Here is a 16,984-nt window from a genome sequence, read left to right as displayed (position 1 = left end):
CTGTTTCAACTACCCCACCAACGCCCGCAACCCATCCGCCGTCAGCGCCTGATACCCCAGCCCCACCAGCGGTGTACGCACTGCGTTGAGCAACGCTGCGTTGTCCGGAGCCGTCGCGCCATCGGGCAGCGTCATGTTGTTTTCGAATCCGATCCGTGCGTGGCCGCCGAGCATGACGGCGGCGGCGGCGCAGTCGGCTTCCTGCTTGCCGAAGGCGCACACGGCCCATTCGACGCCGGACTGGGCGAGGCCCATCTCTTCCCATGCGGCGAGGAATGGCAACAGATCGAGCGGGGACGATTTCTGGCCGGCGGAATAGCGGCCCAGCACGAACAGCACCCAGTGGCGACCTTCGGGAACCACGCCGCTGGCGCGCAGCGAGGCGTAGCGGCGTACGTCGGCGGCATCGTAGAGGATGTACTGGGCCACCACGTGCTCGCGGTGCATCCAGTGAAAAAATTCGTGTGCAGCGGGCAAGGCGTCTGCATCCGGCGCGAGTTCGCGCACAGCAATCGACGCCGCTTCGGGACGCAGCGCGCGCACGGTGGCGATCTGCTGCGCCGGCTGGTAGATGCCGACTGCCTCTGTGGTCAATTGCAGCACCAGCGCATTGCCTACGGCCTTGCGCACCGCGGCGATAGCGGGTTCGTAGTCGGCCACTTCAAGGCTGTGCGTGGCATCGGCACGTCGCACATGCAGATGGATCATCGCCGCGCCGGCATCCACGCACTCGCGTGCACATTGCGCCAGTTCATCGGGAGAGATTGGCAGGCGTGCGTGGTCGGTGTGGGTCTTGCGTGCACCGTTCGGTGCCACGGCCAGCGAGAAAGGTCGGCGCATCGTATCGTTTGTCATCTCTGTGCGTCTCAAACCGGCAGTACCGCGTGAACGGCCTGCGTGAATCGATCGACGATATTGTCGATGTCGGCTGCCGTGCAGATGAATGGCGGCGCGAATAGTACATGGTCGCCATGCGCGCCATCGACGGTGCCGCCCATCGGATAGACCAGCAACCCGTGTTCCATGCAGGTGCGTTTTAGCACAGCATGCGTCTTGCGCGCGGGATCGAGCGTGGCCTTCGTGTCGCGATCCGCAACGAACTCCACACCGACGAACAGGCCGCGTCCGCGCACATCGCCGAGATTCGGATGATTGCCAAGGGACTCCCGCAGCCGGCTGCGCAGTTGCTCGCCGCGTGCCAGTACGTTGTCCAGCAGCTTGTCTTCGACAATCGTCTGTTGCACAGCCAGTGCCGCCGCACATGCCGTAGCATGGCCGATGTAGGTGTGCCCGTGCTGGAAGAAGCCGCTTCCGGCGAGGATCGCGTCGTAGATGCGCGCCGTCGACAGCATCGCGCCGATCGGCTGGTAGCCCGCGCCGAGGCCCTTGGCAATCGTGACAATATCGGGCACCACGCCGTCTTCCTCGCACGCGAACAGGTAACCCGTGCGACCCATGCCGGACATCACTTCATCGAGAATCAGCAGCACGCCGTATTTGTCGCAGACCGCGCGGATGCGCTTGAGGTAGTCCGCGACCGGGGGCACTGCGCCGGCTGTGGCACCCACCACGGTTTCCGCCACGAAACCCGCCACCGACTCGGGTCCCAGTTCGAGGATCTTGGCTTCGAGTTCATCGGCCAGACGCTGCGCGTATTGCACATCGGTTTCGCCAGCCGCCTGATCGCGATAGGCATAGCAAGGGGCGACGTGATACGCCGGCACCAGCAACGGCAGGAACGGCTCGCGACGCCATGCGTTGCCGCCAATCGCCAGCGCACCCAGCGTGTTGCCGTGATAACTCTGGCGACGCGCGATGAAGTGGCGGCGCGCTGGCTGCCCCACCTCGACGAAATACTGGCGCGCGAGTTTCAGCGCAGCTTCCACGGCCTCCGACCCACCCGATACGAAGTAGACGTGGTTCAGGTCGCCGGGCGCGGCATCGGCCAATGTTTGCGCCAGGGTCTCGGACACTTCGGTCGTGAAGAACGACGTGTGCGCATAGGCCAGCGTATCCACCTGCGACTTGATCGCCTCGATCACGCGAGGATGGCCGTGTCCCAGGCACGAGACCGCTGCACCACCCGAGGCATCAAGGTAACGTCGGCCTTCGCTGTCGAACAACTCGATACCCCGGCCGCCGACGGCAACGGGCAGTTTGTGCTTGGGATGGCGATGGAATACGTGCGTCATGTCAGGGGCTTCGAGTGATGACTACAGGGGACTGCGCTTTTCAGGTGCCCAGTATAGGAACATCGGATGTTGTTTGCAACGTTTGTTTCATGCAACAACAAATGAGAAACATACAAATCCAAGGCATCCTCACGGCGTTCCAGTGACTTCGGCCCAACCTGTGCAACAATCGTTGCACTTCATTCCATTCCTGCGCCGATGTCCGTCATCCCCAATCCGCCGCAAACGCTCGATGCGCTGCTCACGCAATTGCGTGGCGAGTTCCCGAATCTCAGTGTGCAGTTCCAGGGCGGCGCCCGATATCTGCTCGACCATCCGCGCGACATCGCCATCCAGTCGATGCGAAAAGTGGCTGCCAATGCGGGCGTGCAACCGGCCACGCTGGTACGGCTGTCGCAATCGCTGGGATTCGAGGGATGGCAGGGGCTGCGCGAACTGTTTGTGGATGCGGTGCGCGAGGACGGCCGCCAGCCGTATGCGCGGCGCGCGCGCAAGGTGGTGCAGGCATCGGACAAGAGCAGCGGACCTGGCCGCAGGCTGGCGGAGATGGTGGAGGTACAGCATCACAACCTCGACGCGCTGCTCGCGAACAACACCGAGACGTTGCCACTCGCAGCGGATCTGCTGGCCGCAGCGCCCACCGTACACGTGGCGGGTTTTCGGTCGTGTTTTCCGATCGCCTTCACGTTCCACTACATCTATGGACTGTTCCGCAGTTCGGTGCGCCTGATTCGCGGCGATGCCGGCACGCTCGAAATGGAACTGCGTGCACTTGGCGCGAAGGACGCGGTGCTCGTGGCCGGGTTCGCGCCGTACTCGCAGGAAAGTCTGCGCGTGGCCACGGCCGCACGCGAGGCGGGCTGCAAGGTGATTGCGCTGACCGACAGCACCGTGGCGCCCATCGCGCTCGATGCAGACGTGACGCTGCTGTTTGCCGTCGACAGCCCGTCGTTCTTCCCGTCGATCACGTCAGGCGTGACGATGGTCGAAGCGCTCGTCGAGCAATTGCTCGCCCGCAAGGGCAAGGGCGCCATCCGCGCGCTGGAGCAGACCGAAGGCCAACTCCAGCGCACCGGCGCCTACCTGCCCGAACGTGGGCGCTGATCTGCGGCGTCAGGCTTACTCGAACGCCTCGTCGCTCGGGCTCGCGTAAGCCTTCTTGATCTGCTCGTTCTGCGGCAGGTCGAACGACAGGTTCTTCGGCGGCACCGGCTTCTGAAACCACTTCGTATAGAGCGTGTTGATCTCGCCGCTGCGCATCAGGCCGGTCATCGCGCCATCCACTACCTGCTTGAAGCCCGGATCGTCGCGGCGCATCATGAAGCCGTAAGCCTCGAACGATTGCGGCGCGCCGACCACGGCCCAGTCATCCGGCCGGGGCGACAACGTGCGCGCACCGGATAGCAGCACATCGTCCATCATGAACGCCGCGGCACGACCCGATTGCAGGATCAGGAACGATTCGCCGTAATCCTTGGCGCTCTGAATCGTCATGTTCGCGCCCTTCTCGTCGTTGAGTTTGCGCAGGATGCGTTCCGACGTGGTGCCGGCATTGGTCACCACGCTCTTGCCCGAGAGATCGGCGAAATCGCGCACCGGACTGCCCTTCTTCACCAGTAGCCGCGTGCCGGCCACGAAATACGTGGTCGAGAACGACACCTGCTGCTGACGTGCCTTCAGGTTGGTGGTCACGCCGCACTCGATGTCGACGGTGCCGTTCTGCACGAGCGACATCCGGTTCTGTGACGTCACCGGCACCATGCGTACCTGCAGGTTCGGCGTACCGGTTTCCTTCTTCACGGCTTCCACCACGCGGTCGCAGATGTCCTGCGCGAAGCCCACCACCTTCTGGTTGCTGTCGTAATAGGAAAACGGAATCGAGGAAGTGCGATGCCCGATCGATATTGCGCCGGCCTGCTTGATCTTGGAAAGCGTGGGGCTGGCGGCCACGGCAGCAGCATCGGCAGCCAGTGCCGGCGCGGCGACTGACATGGCACCCGAAGCTGCGGCCAGCACGACAGCGGCACGGATTGCGGATGGGGTCATGGAATCACTCCTCTCGATGGGATGCGTCAGGATGCGTCGACGAAGCATCAACTGTTGCAATGTTAGGCATTGAGCAACAAGTGTTCCATCATGGATTACCATGAAACAACCGTTCTCCGACTCCGGATGCACCGGAGCCGGGCGCCGGCTCTACCTTCACGCCCGATTTTGGGGATGGCTGCGCGATTCAGCGCTGGGTATGGCCTGTGGATCTGCGGCCTCGCGCGCCAGGTGCAGCGCATCGAGCAAGACGTCGTGATCGCCAATATGGTTGGCCAGCAGCAGGATCAGCCGTGCGTTGGCGGCCTGGCTTTGCGCGTCATCGAGATCGCGATGCATCTCGATCAGCGCCTCGTAGAAATCATCGGCGCGCGCGAGGTTGGGGGCAGTATTGAGCGGCATCGGCCTGTCTCCGGGATCGATATCAGGCCATGGCCGGCGTATTCACCGGCGCTGACTGCGAGGTCGTGATCGACGATGTAGCGGTGCATGTGGCGCGGGCCATGGCCTCGGCGATGCGCGTGGCATCCACCTGGCGCCAGCGCGCGCAGACGTGCTGGTCCGGTCGTACGAGGTAGCAGGTGCCCGCATTCGCATCGTAGCGACGCGCGGCCAACCCCTGCGCATCGCGCAGCACGGTGGCACCCGGCCACGCTTGCGCGGACATGCCCGCATCGGTGACGAACACCACACGAAGCGGAACCTCGCCATGCTGGAGTTGCCGCAACGCCCCGGCGTTCGCGGCATCGAGTCCGGCCGGTGCGCCGAAGATCAGCGCCACGAATGCATCGCCCAGATGCGGCAGCAACCACGACGTGCCTGCAGCTTCGGCCACGGGCGCATCGACGCACACCGCGCCGGGCATCAGACCACCAGTGAATTCATCGCCATCGGCTGTATTGAGCGACGATTCGCGCAACACGGCAGGCACCGACAGGCGCCCGCTGTTGACGAGTTGCCGCGCGAACGCGTGATCGCGCGCCAGCGTCAGCGCGGCATCGCGGAAGACGCGGCTCATCGCGCTCTTGGGCGTGATGAAATCCGTCGAACGTGTGGAGTGGCGGATGTTCTCGTCGGCAGCGTATTCGCGCTCGCTGGCGTAGGAGTCGAGCAGGCGGTCGGGCGCCTTGCCCTGCAGCACATACGCAAGCTTCCACGCAAGGTTCTCGGCATCCTGCACGCCGCTGTTCGCACCGCGCGCGCCGAATGGCGACACGCCGTGCGCAGCGTCGCCTGTGAACAGCACGCGACCATGCCGGAAGCTGTCCATGCGCACACACGAAAACGTGTAGACGCTGACCCATTCGATCTCGAATTTCGCATCGGCGCCGAGCAGCGCCTGCACGCGCGGGATCACCCGTTCGGGCGCCTTCTCGGCCACGGGGTCCGCATCCCAGCCCAGTTGGAAGTCGATGCGCCACACGTTGTCCGGCTGGCGATGCAGCAGCACCGACTGATTCGGATGAAACGGCGGATCAAACCAGAACCATCGTTCGGGCGGGAACGGCGCATCCATCTTCACATCGGCAATCAGGAAGCGATCCCGGAACGTATGGCCGTGGCTTTCCTGTCCGATCATCTTGCGCAGCGCGCTGCGAGAACCGTCGGCCGCCACCACGTAGCGCGCGCCGAGCGTGTAGCAGCCATCCGGTGTCTCGATGGTTAGCACCGCGTGGTCGTCGTGCTGCGCAATGCCCACGGCGCGGCTCTTCCAGCGGATGTCGATGTTCGGCATCGTCAGCGCGCGTTCGAGCAGATAGCCTTCCACGTAATACTGCTGCAGGTTGATGAACGCCGGACGCTGATGACCGGACTCGGGCAGCAGATCGAACTCGTACACCTTCTGGTCGCGCAGGAACACCTTGCCGACGTTCCAGCGCACACCCTTCTCCACCATGCGGTCGCCGCAGCCGAGCCGATCGAAAATCTCCAGCGTGCGCTTGGCAAAACAGATGGCACGCGAGCCCGTGGACAGTGAGCAGTCGTCGTCAATGAGCACGACCGGCACACCGTGACGCGCGAGGTCGATGGCAGTGGCAAGACCCACCGGCCCCGCACCCACGATCACCACGGGACGCGGCCCCTCGGCAACATGCCCCGCCTGCTGCTCATCGCATGGCGAATAGGCGTAGGTCTGCCGCTGGTAGTCGATGTCGGTCATGGTGTCTCCGTGCGAATTTCTTTTTTGTTTTCGTGTTTGCTCCCCTCTCCCATGCAATGGGAGAGGGGTTGGGGGAGAGGGCTGGAAGTTCTGCTTGCCGACTGATCGCAATTTGCACCGCTGGCCCTCTCCCCCAGCCCCTCTCCCGCAACGCGGGAGAGGGGAGAAAACCATCAGGCTTGCGTGCGCCTCACCCCTGCAGCGCCGCCCACATCTCCTGATCCCGCTGCGCCGTCCAGATGCGCGGATGCTTGATCCCTGCCGCTTCATCGAACGCGCGCGACACATCGAACGGCAGGCAGTGTTCGTAGATGAACACCTGGCCGAACTTCGGGTCCATCGATTTGCGCGTGTGTGCCATGGCGGCCTTGAGGTCCATCTGCCCGGCCACCGCTTCGCGACCCGCCTGCAGCAGCGTGGTGACGAAATCCTTCGTATAGCCCAGCCCCTTGGCCACTTCCTCGCGATTGGTCAGTGCGGGGCCGCGACCCGGCACGAGCTTCTCCGGTTGCAGCGCGGCCAGTGCATCGAGCGTGGCGGGCCATTGTTCGAGTTGCGCGTCGCCGCAATAGCAAGCTGCGTCGTACTCGACCAGATCTCCCGAGAACAGCACCTTCTGCTGCGGCAGCCACACCACCGTATCGCCCTTGGTATGACCCGCGCCCAGATGCGCGATGCGCACTTCGAGCTTGCCCATGTACAGCGTGATTTCCTTCTCGAACACGAGCGTGGGCCACGTCAGCCCCGGCACCGTTTCCACACCGGCGAACAGGCGCGGAAAGCGCTCGATCTCGGACTTCATGTCGGCCTCGCCACGCTCGACGATCATCTCGTACGTGCCACGGCTGGCGATGATCTGTTCCGCACCCTCGGCAAAATAGGCCGAGGCACCCAGCACGCGCACCGCGTGGTAGTGCGACAGCACTACGTACTTGATCGGCTTGTCAGTGACCGAGCGGATCTTCGCAATCAGGTCCTGCGCCATGGCCGGGGTGGCCGTGGTGTCGATGATCATCACGCCATCGTCGCCAATGATCACGCCCGAGTTCGGGTCGCCCTCGGCCGTGTAGGCATAGGCGTTGTCCGAGAGTTTCGTGAAAGTGATCTGCTTGGCTTCCAGGTCTGCCTGCGATGCAAATGCCTTTGCCATTGTCTGCCTCGTATTTTTTCGATGTGGGGGGAGCGGTATACGCCGCTGGTAGTCGAAGCTTAGGAAAACGACTATTCTTAGTCAATGACAAATACGATTGCTATTCACTAAGTAATGGCAAACCCCGACGTGGGCGGGGATGCCAATGCGCTTGCCGCGTCGCCTCGCGCTAACATGTGGACCTTTCGCTAATCCGCCTTCCGAACGTATGGCACGCTCCCCGGCCGAACCTGCTGGAAAGACTCAACGCGGCATCCAGAGCGTGGAAGTTGGCGGCCGCCTGCTGCAAGCGCTGGCCGATGCACGACGCCCCTTGTCGCTGGCCGAACTGGCTGCTGCCGCGCAAATGGCACCGGCGCAGGCGCATACCTACCTCGTCAGCCTGACTCGGCTCGGTCTGATCAAGCGCGATCATCTCGATGGCAGCTACGAGCCGGGCCCGTTGTCGCTGCGCCTCGGCATGCTTCATCTCGATCACGATCCCGCCTATCGCGCCGCCGTGCCGCGCGTTCAGACGCTGGCTGCAACCATCGGCTGCAACGTGGCAATCAGCCTGCCAACCGCGCAAGGGCCGACCATCGTCCATTACGCACCGGCCGGCATGTCATTGCACGTGAACCTTCATGTGGGAACAGTCATGGCACTGGCCGCCACGGCGACGGGCCGCGTCTACTGCGCGTTCCAACCGGCATCGCACTGGCAGCCGATCTGGCGCAGCCAGCAACCATCCGCATTGACGGATGCACTGCACGACTTCGCCGCGTCGCTCGACATCATCCGCGAGCGCGGGATGGAATACAGCATCGATGCGCCCAGCCCGGCTGTGAGCAGCCTGGCGATGCCGCTGATCGGCGCGGATGGCACATTGCGGCTGGTGCTGACCGCGATTGGCTCTACCGGCACCATCGATGTGGACGCGCAAGGTCCCGTGGCGCGCGCCATGCGTGCGGCGCGCGAAGAGATGATGCAAACGCTGGAGCCCGCATGAGCGATCACGCCGATCACAAACCGCAGCGCGGCATCCAGTCGCTCGACAACACCGGCCAGTTGCTCGATGCACTGGCAGACGCAGGCCGACCGCTCTCGCTGGGCGAACTCGCACGCGCCGCCGACATGGCACCAGCGAAGGCCTTCCCGCATCTGGTGAGCCTGCAGAAGATCGGCCTGCTCTGCCGCAATGCCGATGGCGATTTCGAGGCTGGCGTGCTCGCGCTCGAACTCGGACTGGTCGCGCTGCAGCGTCTCTCGCCAACACGCGAAGCCGAACCGGAAATCATCGCCCTTGCACAAGCCACCGGGCTATCTGTAGCCATGGCCGTCTTCGGCCCCCTCGGTCCCACCGTGATCCGCCTCGAGGAATCGTCACGTCCGCAGCACGTCAGCCTGCGCGTCGGCACGGTGCTGTCAATGGTTCACACCGCCATCGGCCGCACTTTCGCTGCACACCTTCCCGACGATGTCCGCGACGATGCGCTGAAGCTGGACGCGATCCGCATGGCCAGTGCTTCCGTACCGGCACGTGCCGATCTCGTTTCGCGCTGGCAAACCATCCGCAAGTCAGGCATCGACCACGCCATCAGCCGCCCCGTACCCGGCATCGACACCCTTGCCGCGCCGGTCTTCGATCACACCGGCGCGCTGGCACTCGTCATTGCAGTGATGGGCAGCAGCGGCAGCTTTGACAGCGCGCTGGACAGCGATGTGGCAGAGGTGGTGATGCAGGCGGCGGCAAGATTGTCGTGGCGGTTTGGGGCCTACTCCTCCAGCACCACCCCCAGACTCGTCAAGTAATCATCCACCGCACTGCCGATCGTTGGATGGAAGCGGTCGTTGCCGAAGATTTCAGTCAGTTCGAAGCGTCGCAGCTTGTCGCGCACGGGGTCTTTCATTTCGGCGAAGTGCAGTGCGATGCCTTGTGCCTGTAGCGCGTGGCTCAGTTCGCGCAGCATGTCCGCCGATGTGACATCGACGCTCGTGACCGGCTCCGCTGCCACCACCACGCGGCGCACCGGCGAAGGTGCTGCCTCCACCGCCTCGGTCAGCCGTTGCTGGAACAGTTCGGCATTGGCGAAGAACAGCGGCGCATCCCATCGAAACAGTACGAGTCCATCGATCAGCGCAGCTTGCGGATAGCGCTTCAAATCGTGATAGCCGCGCAGACCGGGGACGCGGCCCAGCACCGCGAAGTGCGGGCGCCAGCCGTCCCACAGGAATTCGATGATGGCGAGTACTACGGCGAGGCAGATGCCCGGAATCGCACCGAAGACCGCCACCGCCACGAAGCACAGCATCGACAGCCAGAACTCCCATTGCTGGATGCGATAGATGCGCTTGAGGTCCTTGAATTCGAACAGGCCCAGCGCGGCGGCGATCACCACGGCGGCCAGCGCGCTGTTGGGCAGGTTGCGCAACAGATTCGGCGCGAACAGCAGCAGTGCGGCCACGGCGATGGCACCCACCACCCCGGTCAATTGCGTACGCGCACCTGCGGCTTCGGCCACGGGCGTGCGCGATGCGCTGCTGCTGATCGGAAAGCCCTGAAAGAATCCCGCTGCAAGATTTGCCACGCCGAGTCCGACCATTTCCTGGTTCGGATCGACGCGCGTATGCGAGCGCGCCGCAAAGGTGCGCGACAGTACGCTGGTATCCGCAAAGGCAATCATCGCCACGGCGCAGCCGCCCAGCACGATGCGCACGTAATCCGCACTGCCCAGCCACGGAATCGCGAACCCCGGCAAACCCTGCGGAATCTCGCCCAGCACCTTCACACCCGCATCGTCGAGCCGCAAGACCGTCACCGCCACCGTGGCGACAATGACGGCGATCAGGATGCCCGGCACGCGCTCGTATCGCTTGAGCAACAGAATCAGCAGCAACGTGCCGAGACCGACCAGCAGGCTGTAGGCGTGCGTCTCGCCATCGGCAATCGCCTGCCCGAGTTGCCACAGTTCGCGCAATGGCCCCGCATCGTCAATCGAAATGGCGAACAGCTTGGGCAACTGGCTGACCAGCACGGTCAGCGCAATGCCGTTCATGTAGCCGTAGCGAATCGGCTTCGACAGCAGCTCGGTGATAAAGCCGAGCCGCAGCAGGCCAAGCACGACACAGAACAGCCCCGCCACAATCGCCATCAGGCTCGCCGTGGCCACGGCACGCGCCGGATCTCCTGCCGATGACGCGATGACCACCGCCAGGATTGGCGCCGCCAATGCGGAGTCGGGACCGAGCACCAGAATGCGGCTCGGACCGAACATCGCGTACGCCAGCAGCGGAATGATCGTGGCATAGAGCCCGTACACGCCGGGTACGCCCGATGCCTCGGCATAGGCAATGCCCACCGGCACCAGCATCGTGGTCAGCACGAGTCCGGCGGCGATGTCCCTGGGCAGCCAGCCCGGCTCGTATTGCCTGAGCGTGGCAAGGCCCGGAAGCCAGCGCAGCCATTGCGAAGCGGGCGCATCGCGAGTGGTGGAAGGGTTCGATGCCATAAATCGGTGGAAGCCGGAAGAAAGCGCTGATTACAGCATAGGACCCAAGGCGCGGGAATGGCATTGGCCTTACGGCCCAGTAGATTTCGCTTCCTGCTTTTTCGGATTTACGCAAAAGTCATTTTTCTCTTCTCGAATAATTAACCATCGCCCGCCAGTCGTTAGCCTCCGTATCTACTTCTCGGACTAACAGCGATGAGTTCTGTCACCACACTGGGTTACGCCGCCGGCATCGACCTGAATCAAGCTTTCGCGGCAAAGGGCAGAAGCGTTACGTCACGACTGAGCCTCTACGATCAGCAGGCGAACTCCTACAACAGCAAGCTGTCGGCCTACGCAAAGGTCCGAGGCCGCCTGGACGATCTGGCCGGTGCAGCCAATGCCATCGCAAAGCTCAGCGATATCAAGGCACCGGCGGACGGAGAAGATTCCTCCGCCCTGGCTGCGGTAAAGAAGCTCGTTGAAACCTTCAACGCCGTACGTAGCGAGATTGGCAACCAGACTGGCATCGGACCGGGCGCGACATCGGGCGCCCTCACGGGTGACGCCGCGCTCAGGGCGATCTCGACTTCGCTGCAGGGGGCGTTCCGCGATGTCGATGCCAGCAGCATCGGCCTGTCCTTCGACAGCAACGGCGACTTGAAGCTCGATAGCGCAAAGTTCGAGCAGGCGTTGAAGGATGATCCGAATGCCGTCAAAGACCTGCTGCAAGGCGATGGCAAGGACAACGAAGGCCTTGCCAAGGCGGTCTCCGATGCGGTGACTGCACTGACCAAGCCCGGTGGCGCCCTCAGCAAGGCAACTGGGCAGATCGGGGCCGATCTTCGAGACCTTGCAGGACGCCAGTCCGACGAGGTGACCAGGGCAGCCGCAGTGATGGAGACCTATCGCATTCAGTACACCCGGCTCGACATGCTGATCAACGGAAGCAACGCGGCGAACAGTTTCTTCTCCGATCAACTGGCATTGCTGGGCGGCTGATCGCCGATCGCAGTCTTAACAACACATAAGAACATGGCAATCTCCTCCATTGGCATCGGCTCCAATCTCCAGTTGGCAGACCTGCTCGACAAGATCGAGGCCAACGAAAAAATCCAGCTCACGGCGATCAACAACCAGGCCAAGAGTTTCCAGGCCAGGCTGTCCGGCTACGGCACGATCAAGAGCGTGCTCGACGCCTACTCAGCCGCCGCCAAGACGCTGGCCAGCGCCTCGACGTTTGCCGCCGTAAAGCCGTACGTGGCGAGCGAGAGCGTGCTGACCGCCGCCGCTAATTCCAGCGCCGTCGCTGGCAGCTACAACATCAACGTCACCTCCGTCGCTGCCGCCCAGACGCTGGTGACGAAGGCGGTCACCAGCCAGTCGAGCGCCATCGGCGGCGGCACCATCACCTTTGATTTCGGCGCGGATCTTGCCTCAGGCGGCACGCCGTCGTCCACCAAGACCGTGACGCTCGGCTCGGACACGTCCCTGCAAGGCATCCGCGACTCGATCAACAAGGCCGGCGTAGGCGTCACCGCGAGTATCGTCAACGACGGCAGCGGCACGCCATATCGACTGGTGCTGACGTCGGAGAAGACCGGCACGACATCGCAGATGAAGGTCAGCGCCAGCGATGCGGCGGTGGGCGACATCGTCAACTTCGACCCCACTCAGGCCACGCAGCCCAATGGCGTCAAGGAGACGGTCAAGGCTTCCGACGCCAGGATGACCATCAACGGCATCGAGGTCATCAGCCAGAGCAACACCGTGGAAGAAGCCGCGCAGGGCATCACGATGACGATCAAGTCAGTCGGCACCACGACAATGGCCGTGACCCGCGACGACAGCGCAATCACCGCCGCCGTGAAAGGCTTTGTCACCGCCTACAACAACGTGCTGTCCGCCGCCAAGACGCTGACTGCGTACGACACGGAGTCCGGCACCAAGGCCGCATTGAATGGCGACAACACGCTGCGCAACATCATGGCAAGCATGCGTTCGATGTTGAACACGGCCCTGCCCGATGGCGCCGGCGGCATGAACACGCTGTCGAAGTTCGGCATCGAGTTCAACGTCGGCACCGATAACGCTGGCAAGCTTGAAGTCAACGACGACAAGCTCAAGACGGCCCTGTCGACCAACTTCAAGGCCCTGACCTCGTTTTTTACGGGCGTGGACGGCACCAGCGGCATGGGCAAGACCATCACGGACTATGTGGATGGCCTGAACAACAAGGGCGGCGCACTCGATGCGGCCACCAGCGGCATCACCGACACGCTGAAGGGCCTGGAAGACAAGTACGCCGCCACTGCGGATCGCATCGACGTGGTGATGGATCGCTATCGCGCGCAGTTCACGCAACTGGACCTGCTGGTGTCGCGGCTGGACAAGACCAAGACCTACCTGACGGAACAGTTCGCAGCGCTGAACGGCAATCGCGGCAAGTAGCGCAAATGGCTCCACGCACCCGGGACGATGGAGTGCACGCACTGTTTCCTTTTGCGTGATGCACTGCGTCCCGGCTGCGGCTTGTGCACGGTGGCGCAAGAACGTAATTTCGCGGCTCATATCGCGACATCGCGCGCGCCGCCACGAGAGGAGTACTTCTGCATGGATCGACTCCGTGCCATGTCTGTCTTCACACGGATCGTGGACGCCGGCAGCTTCGGCCGAGCAGCCGATTCCCTGGGCCTGTCTCGTGGCGCCGTGACCCGCATCATGCAGGAGCTCGAAGCACATTTCGCCGTCCAGCTCATCCATCGCTCCACCCGAAGCCTCCGCCTGACGAGCATCGGTGCCACCTACTACGGCCACTGCACCAGCATTCTCGATGCTGTCGACACGGCCGAAGCGGGCTTCCGTCATCCGGCACGGGGACCACAAGGAAGGCTGCGGATCGTCATGCCGGACTCCGTCGGACGTTGCGTCATCCTTCCTGCACTGGATGGATTCCACGCGCAGCATCCCGACATCGAGCTCGTTGTGCGTTTCGACGAAGACCGCGTGGACATGGTGCAGGACGGTATCGACTGCGCATTTCGCATCGGCGAACTCGAAGACTCGTCCCTCATCGCACGTCGCCTGGGTGCTTACCCGTACATCACGGTGGCAAGCCCCGCATATCTCGCCCGCTACGGTCTGCCCAAGAATCCAGACAGCCTGCAAGAACACATTGCGGTGAACTGGGCGAACAGCGAATCGATGTCGCAGTTTGGGCTGACCTTCACCGTCGACGGCAGCCCCCGTTTGGTTCGCGTGCCATCCCGGCTGACCACCAACTTCAGCGATGCGCATCTGCACAGTGCACTGCTCGGCCTCGGCATTGTTCAAGTTCCATCCATCCTGGCCGCCCCTCATATCGAAAGCGGCGAACTGCGCGAAATCCTCCCCGATTTCCGTCCCCCGCCCCCCCTCCTGTCAGTGATCTTCTCGCGGCAGAAACTGACCCCGGCGTTGCGGGCTTTTGTGGATTGGGTGGGTACGGTGTGCCATCTGGATGGGCCGCTCGACAGCGTAAAGCCGTCGAGCCGCCATGCGCTTGCACTGGTCGCCCAATCAGAGCCGCAGCCGCTAGCAGTACAGCCGGCCAGGGACACCGCCAGCTAGCCAGAAAAACAAAAGGCCCTCCGTGAAGAGGGCCTTGGCATACGTTTACTCTCTACTGTCAGAGAGGTGCATCTCAGAACGGAATGTCGTCATCCATATCCTCGAAACCGTTCGAGGGTGCCTGCTGCTGGCGGCGCTGACCGCCCTGCTGGCCGCCTTGACCACCCTGGCCGCCGCCCTGGGCACGGCCACCGCCGTAGCCGCCACCGCCGCCTTGCGATTCGCGGCTGTAGCCACCGCCGCCACCGCCCGCGCCGGCACCACCACCGTAGCCGCCGCCACCTTCTTCACCGCCGCCACCCTGGCCGCGGCCACCCAGCATCTGCATCTGGTCGGCGACGATTTCGGTGCTGTATTTGTCCTGGCCCGACTGGTCCTGCCACTTGCGCGTGCGGATGCGGCCTTCGATATAGACCGACGAACCCTTGCGCAGGTACTGGCCCGCGATTTCGGCCAGCTTGCCGAAGAACGCGATGCGGTGCCACTCGGTGGCTTCCTTGAACTCGTTGCTCTGCTTGTCCTTGTAGCGATCGGTCGTCGCCAGCCGGATATTGGTCACGGCATCGCCGCTGGGCATGTAACGCGTTTCAGGGTCGGCACCGAGGTTGCCGACGAGGATCACTTTGTTGACCGATGCCATGTTGAATTTCTCCAGGGACCGCGCCCTTTCAGCGCGGCGTTAAACGTAAAGCGAAAGTGTGGTTCGCGAAAAACATCCGCCAGACCGTAAACGACATCACGCGCCGTTCGGAAGCTCCGTCGGGCGCGTGTCGAATGCTACAGCCGATACTACGGAAAAACGTGTCGGCGTGATGCGGAAACGTCAAATGTTGTGTCCGAGCCGCAACGCCAGGGGATTTCAGACCGTGGCGCTCGCGGCATCGCCGGCCTTGTCCGCGCCTGCGCGGGCGGGTGGCGCCTTCATGCTCCACGCGATTATAAGCCAGACCAAAAGTACCGCGGCGCAGCCGACGAACACCGCCGGACGGCCTTCGTGCTGGAGCAGCCAGCCACCGGCTACCCCGCCCAGGGCCAGGCCCAGCGCCTGCGTGGTGTTGTAGACGCCGAGCGCGGCGCCCCGGCTGGCGGCGGCATAGCGCGACACCAGCGAAGGCTGCATCGCCTCCAGTACGTTGAATGCGACAAAGAACAGCAGCAGCACACCACTGATCGCCCAGAGACCGTGTACCGTGGCGAACAGCAACTGCACGGCCGTCATCAGTGCGACGGATGCCAGCAGTACCGGCCGGATCTTGCCGTAGCGTTCGGCGGCCATCATCGGCCCGAGCATCAGCAGGAACGAAACCAGCACCACGGGCAGGTAGATCTTCCAGTGCTGGTCCAGCGGCATGCCTGCGTCGCTGAGCATGGCCGGCACCACCATGAACATCGCCACCTGGCTCGCATGCAGCGCCAGCACGCCAACATTCATGCGGATCAGGTCGGGATTGAGCAACACGGTGCGGAACGGCAGCCGCACCGGATGCGGCGCCGGAGGCGTCGGCACGATGAAGAGCGTGACCAGGATTGCCAGCACACCGAGCACGGCCATCAACCCGAAGATGCCCGACATCCCGATGCTGTGCAGCAGCGGCGACGCAATGACCAGCGACAGCGCAAAGGTCAGGCCGATGCTGCCGCCCACCATCGCCATGGCCTTGGTGCGATGCCTCTCGCGTGTGAGGTCGGCGATGCATGCGGTGATCGCCGCCGAGATGGCGCCCATGCCCTGCATGGCACGGCCAATGGTGATGCCGGTCAGCGTATCGGACATCGCAGCTACCACGGCGCCAGCCACGAACAGCAGCAGGCCCGCCACCATCACGGGCTTGCGGCCGATGCGGTCGGACAGCCAGCCCAGCGGGATATGCAGGAACGCCTGCATCAGCCCATAGATGCCCATGGCGATCCCCACGCGCTGGGCGTCATGGCCGTCCGGCAGCGTGCGTGCAAATTCGGCAAAGACAGGCAGGATCAGGAACAGGCCCAGCATGCGCAAGGCAAATATGCTGGCCAGCGAGAGACTGGCACGCAACTCGCTACGCGTCATGCGGTCGCGCACGGGCGCCACGGGTTCCGTATGGGCGGACGCGTCGGCGAGGGTTGCGGCTTGAGAGGAAGGCGGGATCGACGGCATTGCGGTCGTTTGTGGAATTCTGACTCGGTCGGTGGCGCCGCTTCGACAAGCGCCCGCGCAGGGAAGTTGCCTCGGCCGGACGTCTGGCGCCGGGCAACCCCGGAAACCGAAGTTCGGTATATTAGCAGGTTTGCTTCCCCGGGCTTTTCCGGTCACGTGCACTGACAGCATGGTCCGAACGGTCCCGAAGCGGCACACATCCCACGCGGTGGCTAGCGCGGG

15 protein-coding genes are annotated in these 16,984 nt (G+C 63.5%); 6 read left to right on the top strand and 9 right to left on the bottom strand.

What is annotated here, in order from left to right; translation table 11 throughout:
- Positions 1–9 precede the first annotated feature (9 nt).
- Together ABDB81_RS03775 and ABDB81_RS03770 are read right to left on the bottom strand one after the other, a co-directional pair.
- Positions 10–840, bottom strand: coding sequence for a 3-keto-5-aminohexanoate cleavage protein (locus ABDB81_RS03775; protein ID WP_346810017.1), 831 nt, complete (start codon positions 838–840; stop codon positions 10–12).
- Between the two features lie 26 nt (positions 841–866).
- Positions 867–2,192, bottom strand: coding sequence for an aspartate aminotransferase family protein (locus ABDB81_RS03770; RefSeq protein ID WP_346809834.1), 1,326 nt, complete (start codon positions 2,190–2,192; stop codon positions 867–869).
- Positions 2,193–2,390: 198 nt separating this feature from the next.
- Here ABDB81_RS03770 and ABDB81_RS03765 point away from each other — a divergent pair, with 198 nt between their 5' ends.
- Complete coding sequence (locus tag ABDB81_RS03765; protein ID WP_137924075.1) at positions 2,391–3,296, top strand: MurR/RpiR family transcriptional regulator; 906 nt, start codon at positions 2,391–2,393, stop codon at positions 3,294–3,296.
- Positions 3,297–3,311: 15 nt separating this feature from the next.
- Here the strand turns inward: ABDB81_RS03765 and ABDB81_RS03760 are convergent, their stop codons facing one another.
- From ABDB81_RS03760 to ABDB81_RS03745, 4 genes are all read right to left on the bottom strand, one after another.
- Positions 3,312–4,184, bottom strand: coding sequence for a glutamate/aspartate ABC transporter substrate-binding protein (locus tag ABDB81_RS03760; protein ID WP_346810015.1), 873 nt, complete (start codon positions 4,182–4,184; stop codon positions 3,312–3,314).
- 210 nt (positions 4,185–4,394) lie between these two features.
- Positions 4,395–4,640, bottom strand: a complete 246-nt coding sequence (locus ABDB81_RS03755; protein WP_137924073.1) for a DUF2783 domain-containing protein — start codon at positions 4,638–4,640, stop codon at positions 4,395–4,397.
- Between the two features lie 22 nt (positions 4,641–4,662).
- Complete coding sequence (locus ABDB81_RS03750; RefSeq protein ID WP_346809832.1) at positions 4,663–6,399, bottom strand: FAD-dependent oxidoreductase; 1,737 nt, start codon at positions 6,397–6,399, stop codon at positions 4,663–4,665.
- Positions 6,400–6,589: 190 nt separating this feature from the next.
- A complete protein-coding gene (locus ABDB81_RS03745; protein ID WP_346809830.1) occupies positions 6,590–7,549 on the bottom strand; it encodes an MBL fold metallo-hydrolase in 960 nt (319 codons plus the stop codon).
- 208 nt (positions 7,550–7,757) lie between these two features.
- On the opposite strand from ABDB81_RS03745, the gene ABDB81_RS03740 reads away from it, so the two are divergent.
- Both ABDB81_RS03740 and ABDB81_RS03735 read left to right on the top strand, forming a co-directional pair.
- The gene (locus ABDB81_RS03740; protein WP_160471381.1) at positions 7,758–8,537 is read left to right on the top strand and encodes a helix-turn-helix domain-containing protein; all 780 of its coding nucleotides are present in this window, start codon (positions 7,758–7,760) and stop codon (positions 8,535–8,537) included.
- Positions 8,534–9,340, top strand: coding sequence for an IclR family transcriptional regulator (locus ABDB81_RS03735; RefSeq protein ID WP_346809828.1), 807 nt, complete (start codon positions 8,534–8,536; stop codon positions 9,338–9,340). The genes ABDB81_RS03740 and ABDB81_RS03735 overlap by 4 nt, the downstream gene beginning before the upstream one ends.
- Here ABDB81_RS03735 and sulP read toward each other — a convergent pair.
- Positions 9,304–11,037 carry a sulfate permease gene (gene sulP, locus ABDB81_RS03730; protein WP_137924068.1) on the bottom strand — a complete coding sequence of 578 codons (1,734 nt, stop codon included), beginning with the start codon at positions 11,035–11,037 and terminating at the stop codon, positions 9,304–9,306. The two genes, ABDB81_RS03735 and sulP, sit on opposite strands and share 37 nt — an antisense overlap.
- A 195-nt stretch (positions 11,038–11,232) precedes the next feature.
- On the opposite strand from sulP, the gene fliD (ABDB81_RS03725) reads away from it, so the two are divergent.
- The 3 genes from fliD (ABDB81_RS03725) to ABDB81_RS03715 all read left to right on the top strand — a co-directional run bounded on the left by fliD (ABDB81_RS03725) (position 11,233) and on the right by ABDB81_RS03715 (position 14,625).
- A complete protein-coding gene (gene fliD, locus ABDB81_RS03725) occupies positions 11,233–12,018 on the top strand; it encodes a flagellar filament capping protein FliD (RefSeq protein ID WP_346809826.1) in 786 nt (261 codons plus the stop codon).
- Positions 12,019–12,051: 33 nt separating this feature from the next.
- Entirely contained in the window at positions 12,052–13,467 is a 1,416-nt protein-coding gene (fliD, locus tag ABDB81_RS03720; RefSeq protein ID WP_160471376.1) for a flagellar filament capping protein FliD, read from the top strand.
- Between the two features lie 162 nt (positions 13,468–13,629).
- Positions 13,630–14,625: a LysR family transcriptional regulator gene (locus ABDB81_RS03715; protein WP_346809824.1), complete on the top strand. Its 996-nt coding sequence runs from the start codon at positions 13,630–13,632 to the stop codon at positions 14,623–14,625.
- Positions 14,626–14,698: 73 nt separating this feature from the next.
- Here ABDB81_RS03715 and ABDB81_RS03710 read toward each other — a convergent pair whose 3' ends face one another.
- Positions 14,699–15,265 carry a single-stranded DNA-binding protein gene (locus ABDB81_RS03710; RefSeq protein WP_137924064.1) on the bottom strand — a complete coding sequence of 189 codons (567 nt, stop codon included), beginning with the start codon at positions 15,263–15,265 and terminating at the stop codon, positions 14,699–14,701.
- Positions 15,266–15,484: 219 nt separating this feature from the next.
- Entirely contained in the window at positions 15,485–16,762 is a 1,278-nt protein-coding gene (locus ABDB81_RS03705; RefSeq protein WP_160471372.1) for an MFS transporter, read from the bottom strand.
- Positions 16,763–16,984 lie beyond the last annotated feature (222 nt).

Origin of the sequence: Cupriavidus sp. DL-D2, assembly GCF_039710735.1 — a bacterium.
Taxonomy (GTDB): Bacteria; Pseudomonadota; Gammaproteobacteria; order Burkholderiales; family Burkholderiaceae; genus Cupriavidus.
The sequence above is the reverse complement of the archived record's forward strand: the minus strand, read 5'-3'. Positions and strand labels throughout refer to the sequence as shown.

Bases quoted from the DNA above. Each gene is read 5' to 3' on its own strand.
- ABDB81_RS03765 (WP_137924075.1), top strand. From the start codon at position 2,391: ATGTCCGTCATCCCCAATCCGCCGCAAACGCTCGATGCGCTGCTCACG.
- ABDB81_RS03715 (WP_346809824.1), top strand. From the start codon at position 13,630: ATGGATCGACTCCGTGCCATGTCTGTCTTCACACGGATCGTGGACGCC.
- ABDB81_RS03705 (WP_160471372.1), bottom strand. From the start codon at position 16,762: ATGCCGTCGATCCCGCCTTCCTCTCAAGCCGCAACCCTCGCCGACGCG.
- fliD (WP_160471376.1), top strand. From the start codon at position 12,052: ATGGCAATCTCCTCCATTGGCATCGGCTCCAATCTCCAGTTGGCAGAC.
- ABDB81_RS03755 (WP_137924073.1), bottom strand. From the start codon at position 4,640: ATGCCGCTCAATACTGCCCCCAACCTCGCGCGCGCCGATGATTTCTAC.
- ABDB81_RS03760 (WP_346810015.1), bottom strand. From the start codon at position 4,184: ATGTCAGTCGCCGCGCCGGCACTGGCTGCCGATGCTGCTGCCGTGGCC.
- ABDB81_RS03770 (WP_346809834.1), bottom strand. From the start codon at position 2,192: ATGACGCACGTATTCCATCGCCATCCCAAGCACAAACTGCCCGTTGCC.
- ABDB81_RS03740 (WP_160471381.1), top strand. From the start codon at position 7,758: ATGGCACGCTCCCCGGCCGAACCTGCTGGAAAGACTCAACGCGGCATC.
- sulP (WP_137924068.1), bottom strand. From the start codon at position 11,037: ATGGCATCGAACCCTTCCACCACTCGCGATGCGCCCGCTTCGCAATGG.
- ABDB81_RS03745 (WP_346809830.1), bottom strand. From the start codon at position 7,549: ATGGCAAAGGCATTTGCATCGCAGGCAGACCTGGAAGCCAAGCAGATC.
- fliD (WP_346809826.1), top strand. From the start codon at position 11,233: ATGAGTTCTGTCACCACACTGGGTTACGCCGCCGGCATCGACCTGAAT.
- ABDB81_RS03735 (WP_346809828.1), top strand. From the start codon at position 8,534: ATGAGCGATCACGCCGATCACAAACCGCAGCGCGGCATCCAGTCGCTC.
- ABDB81_RS03710 (WP_137924064.1), bottom strand. From the start codon at position 15,265: ATGGCATCGGTCAACAAAGTGATCCTCGTCGGCAACCTCGGTGCCGAC.
- ABDB81_RS03775 (WP_346810017.1), bottom strand. From the start codon at position 840: ATGCGCCGACCTTTCTCGCTGGCCGTGGCACCGAACGGTGCACGCAAG.
- ABDB81_RS03750 (WP_346809832.1), bottom strand. From the start codon at position 6,399: ATGACCGACATCGACTACCAGCGGCAGACCTACGCCTATTCGCCATGC.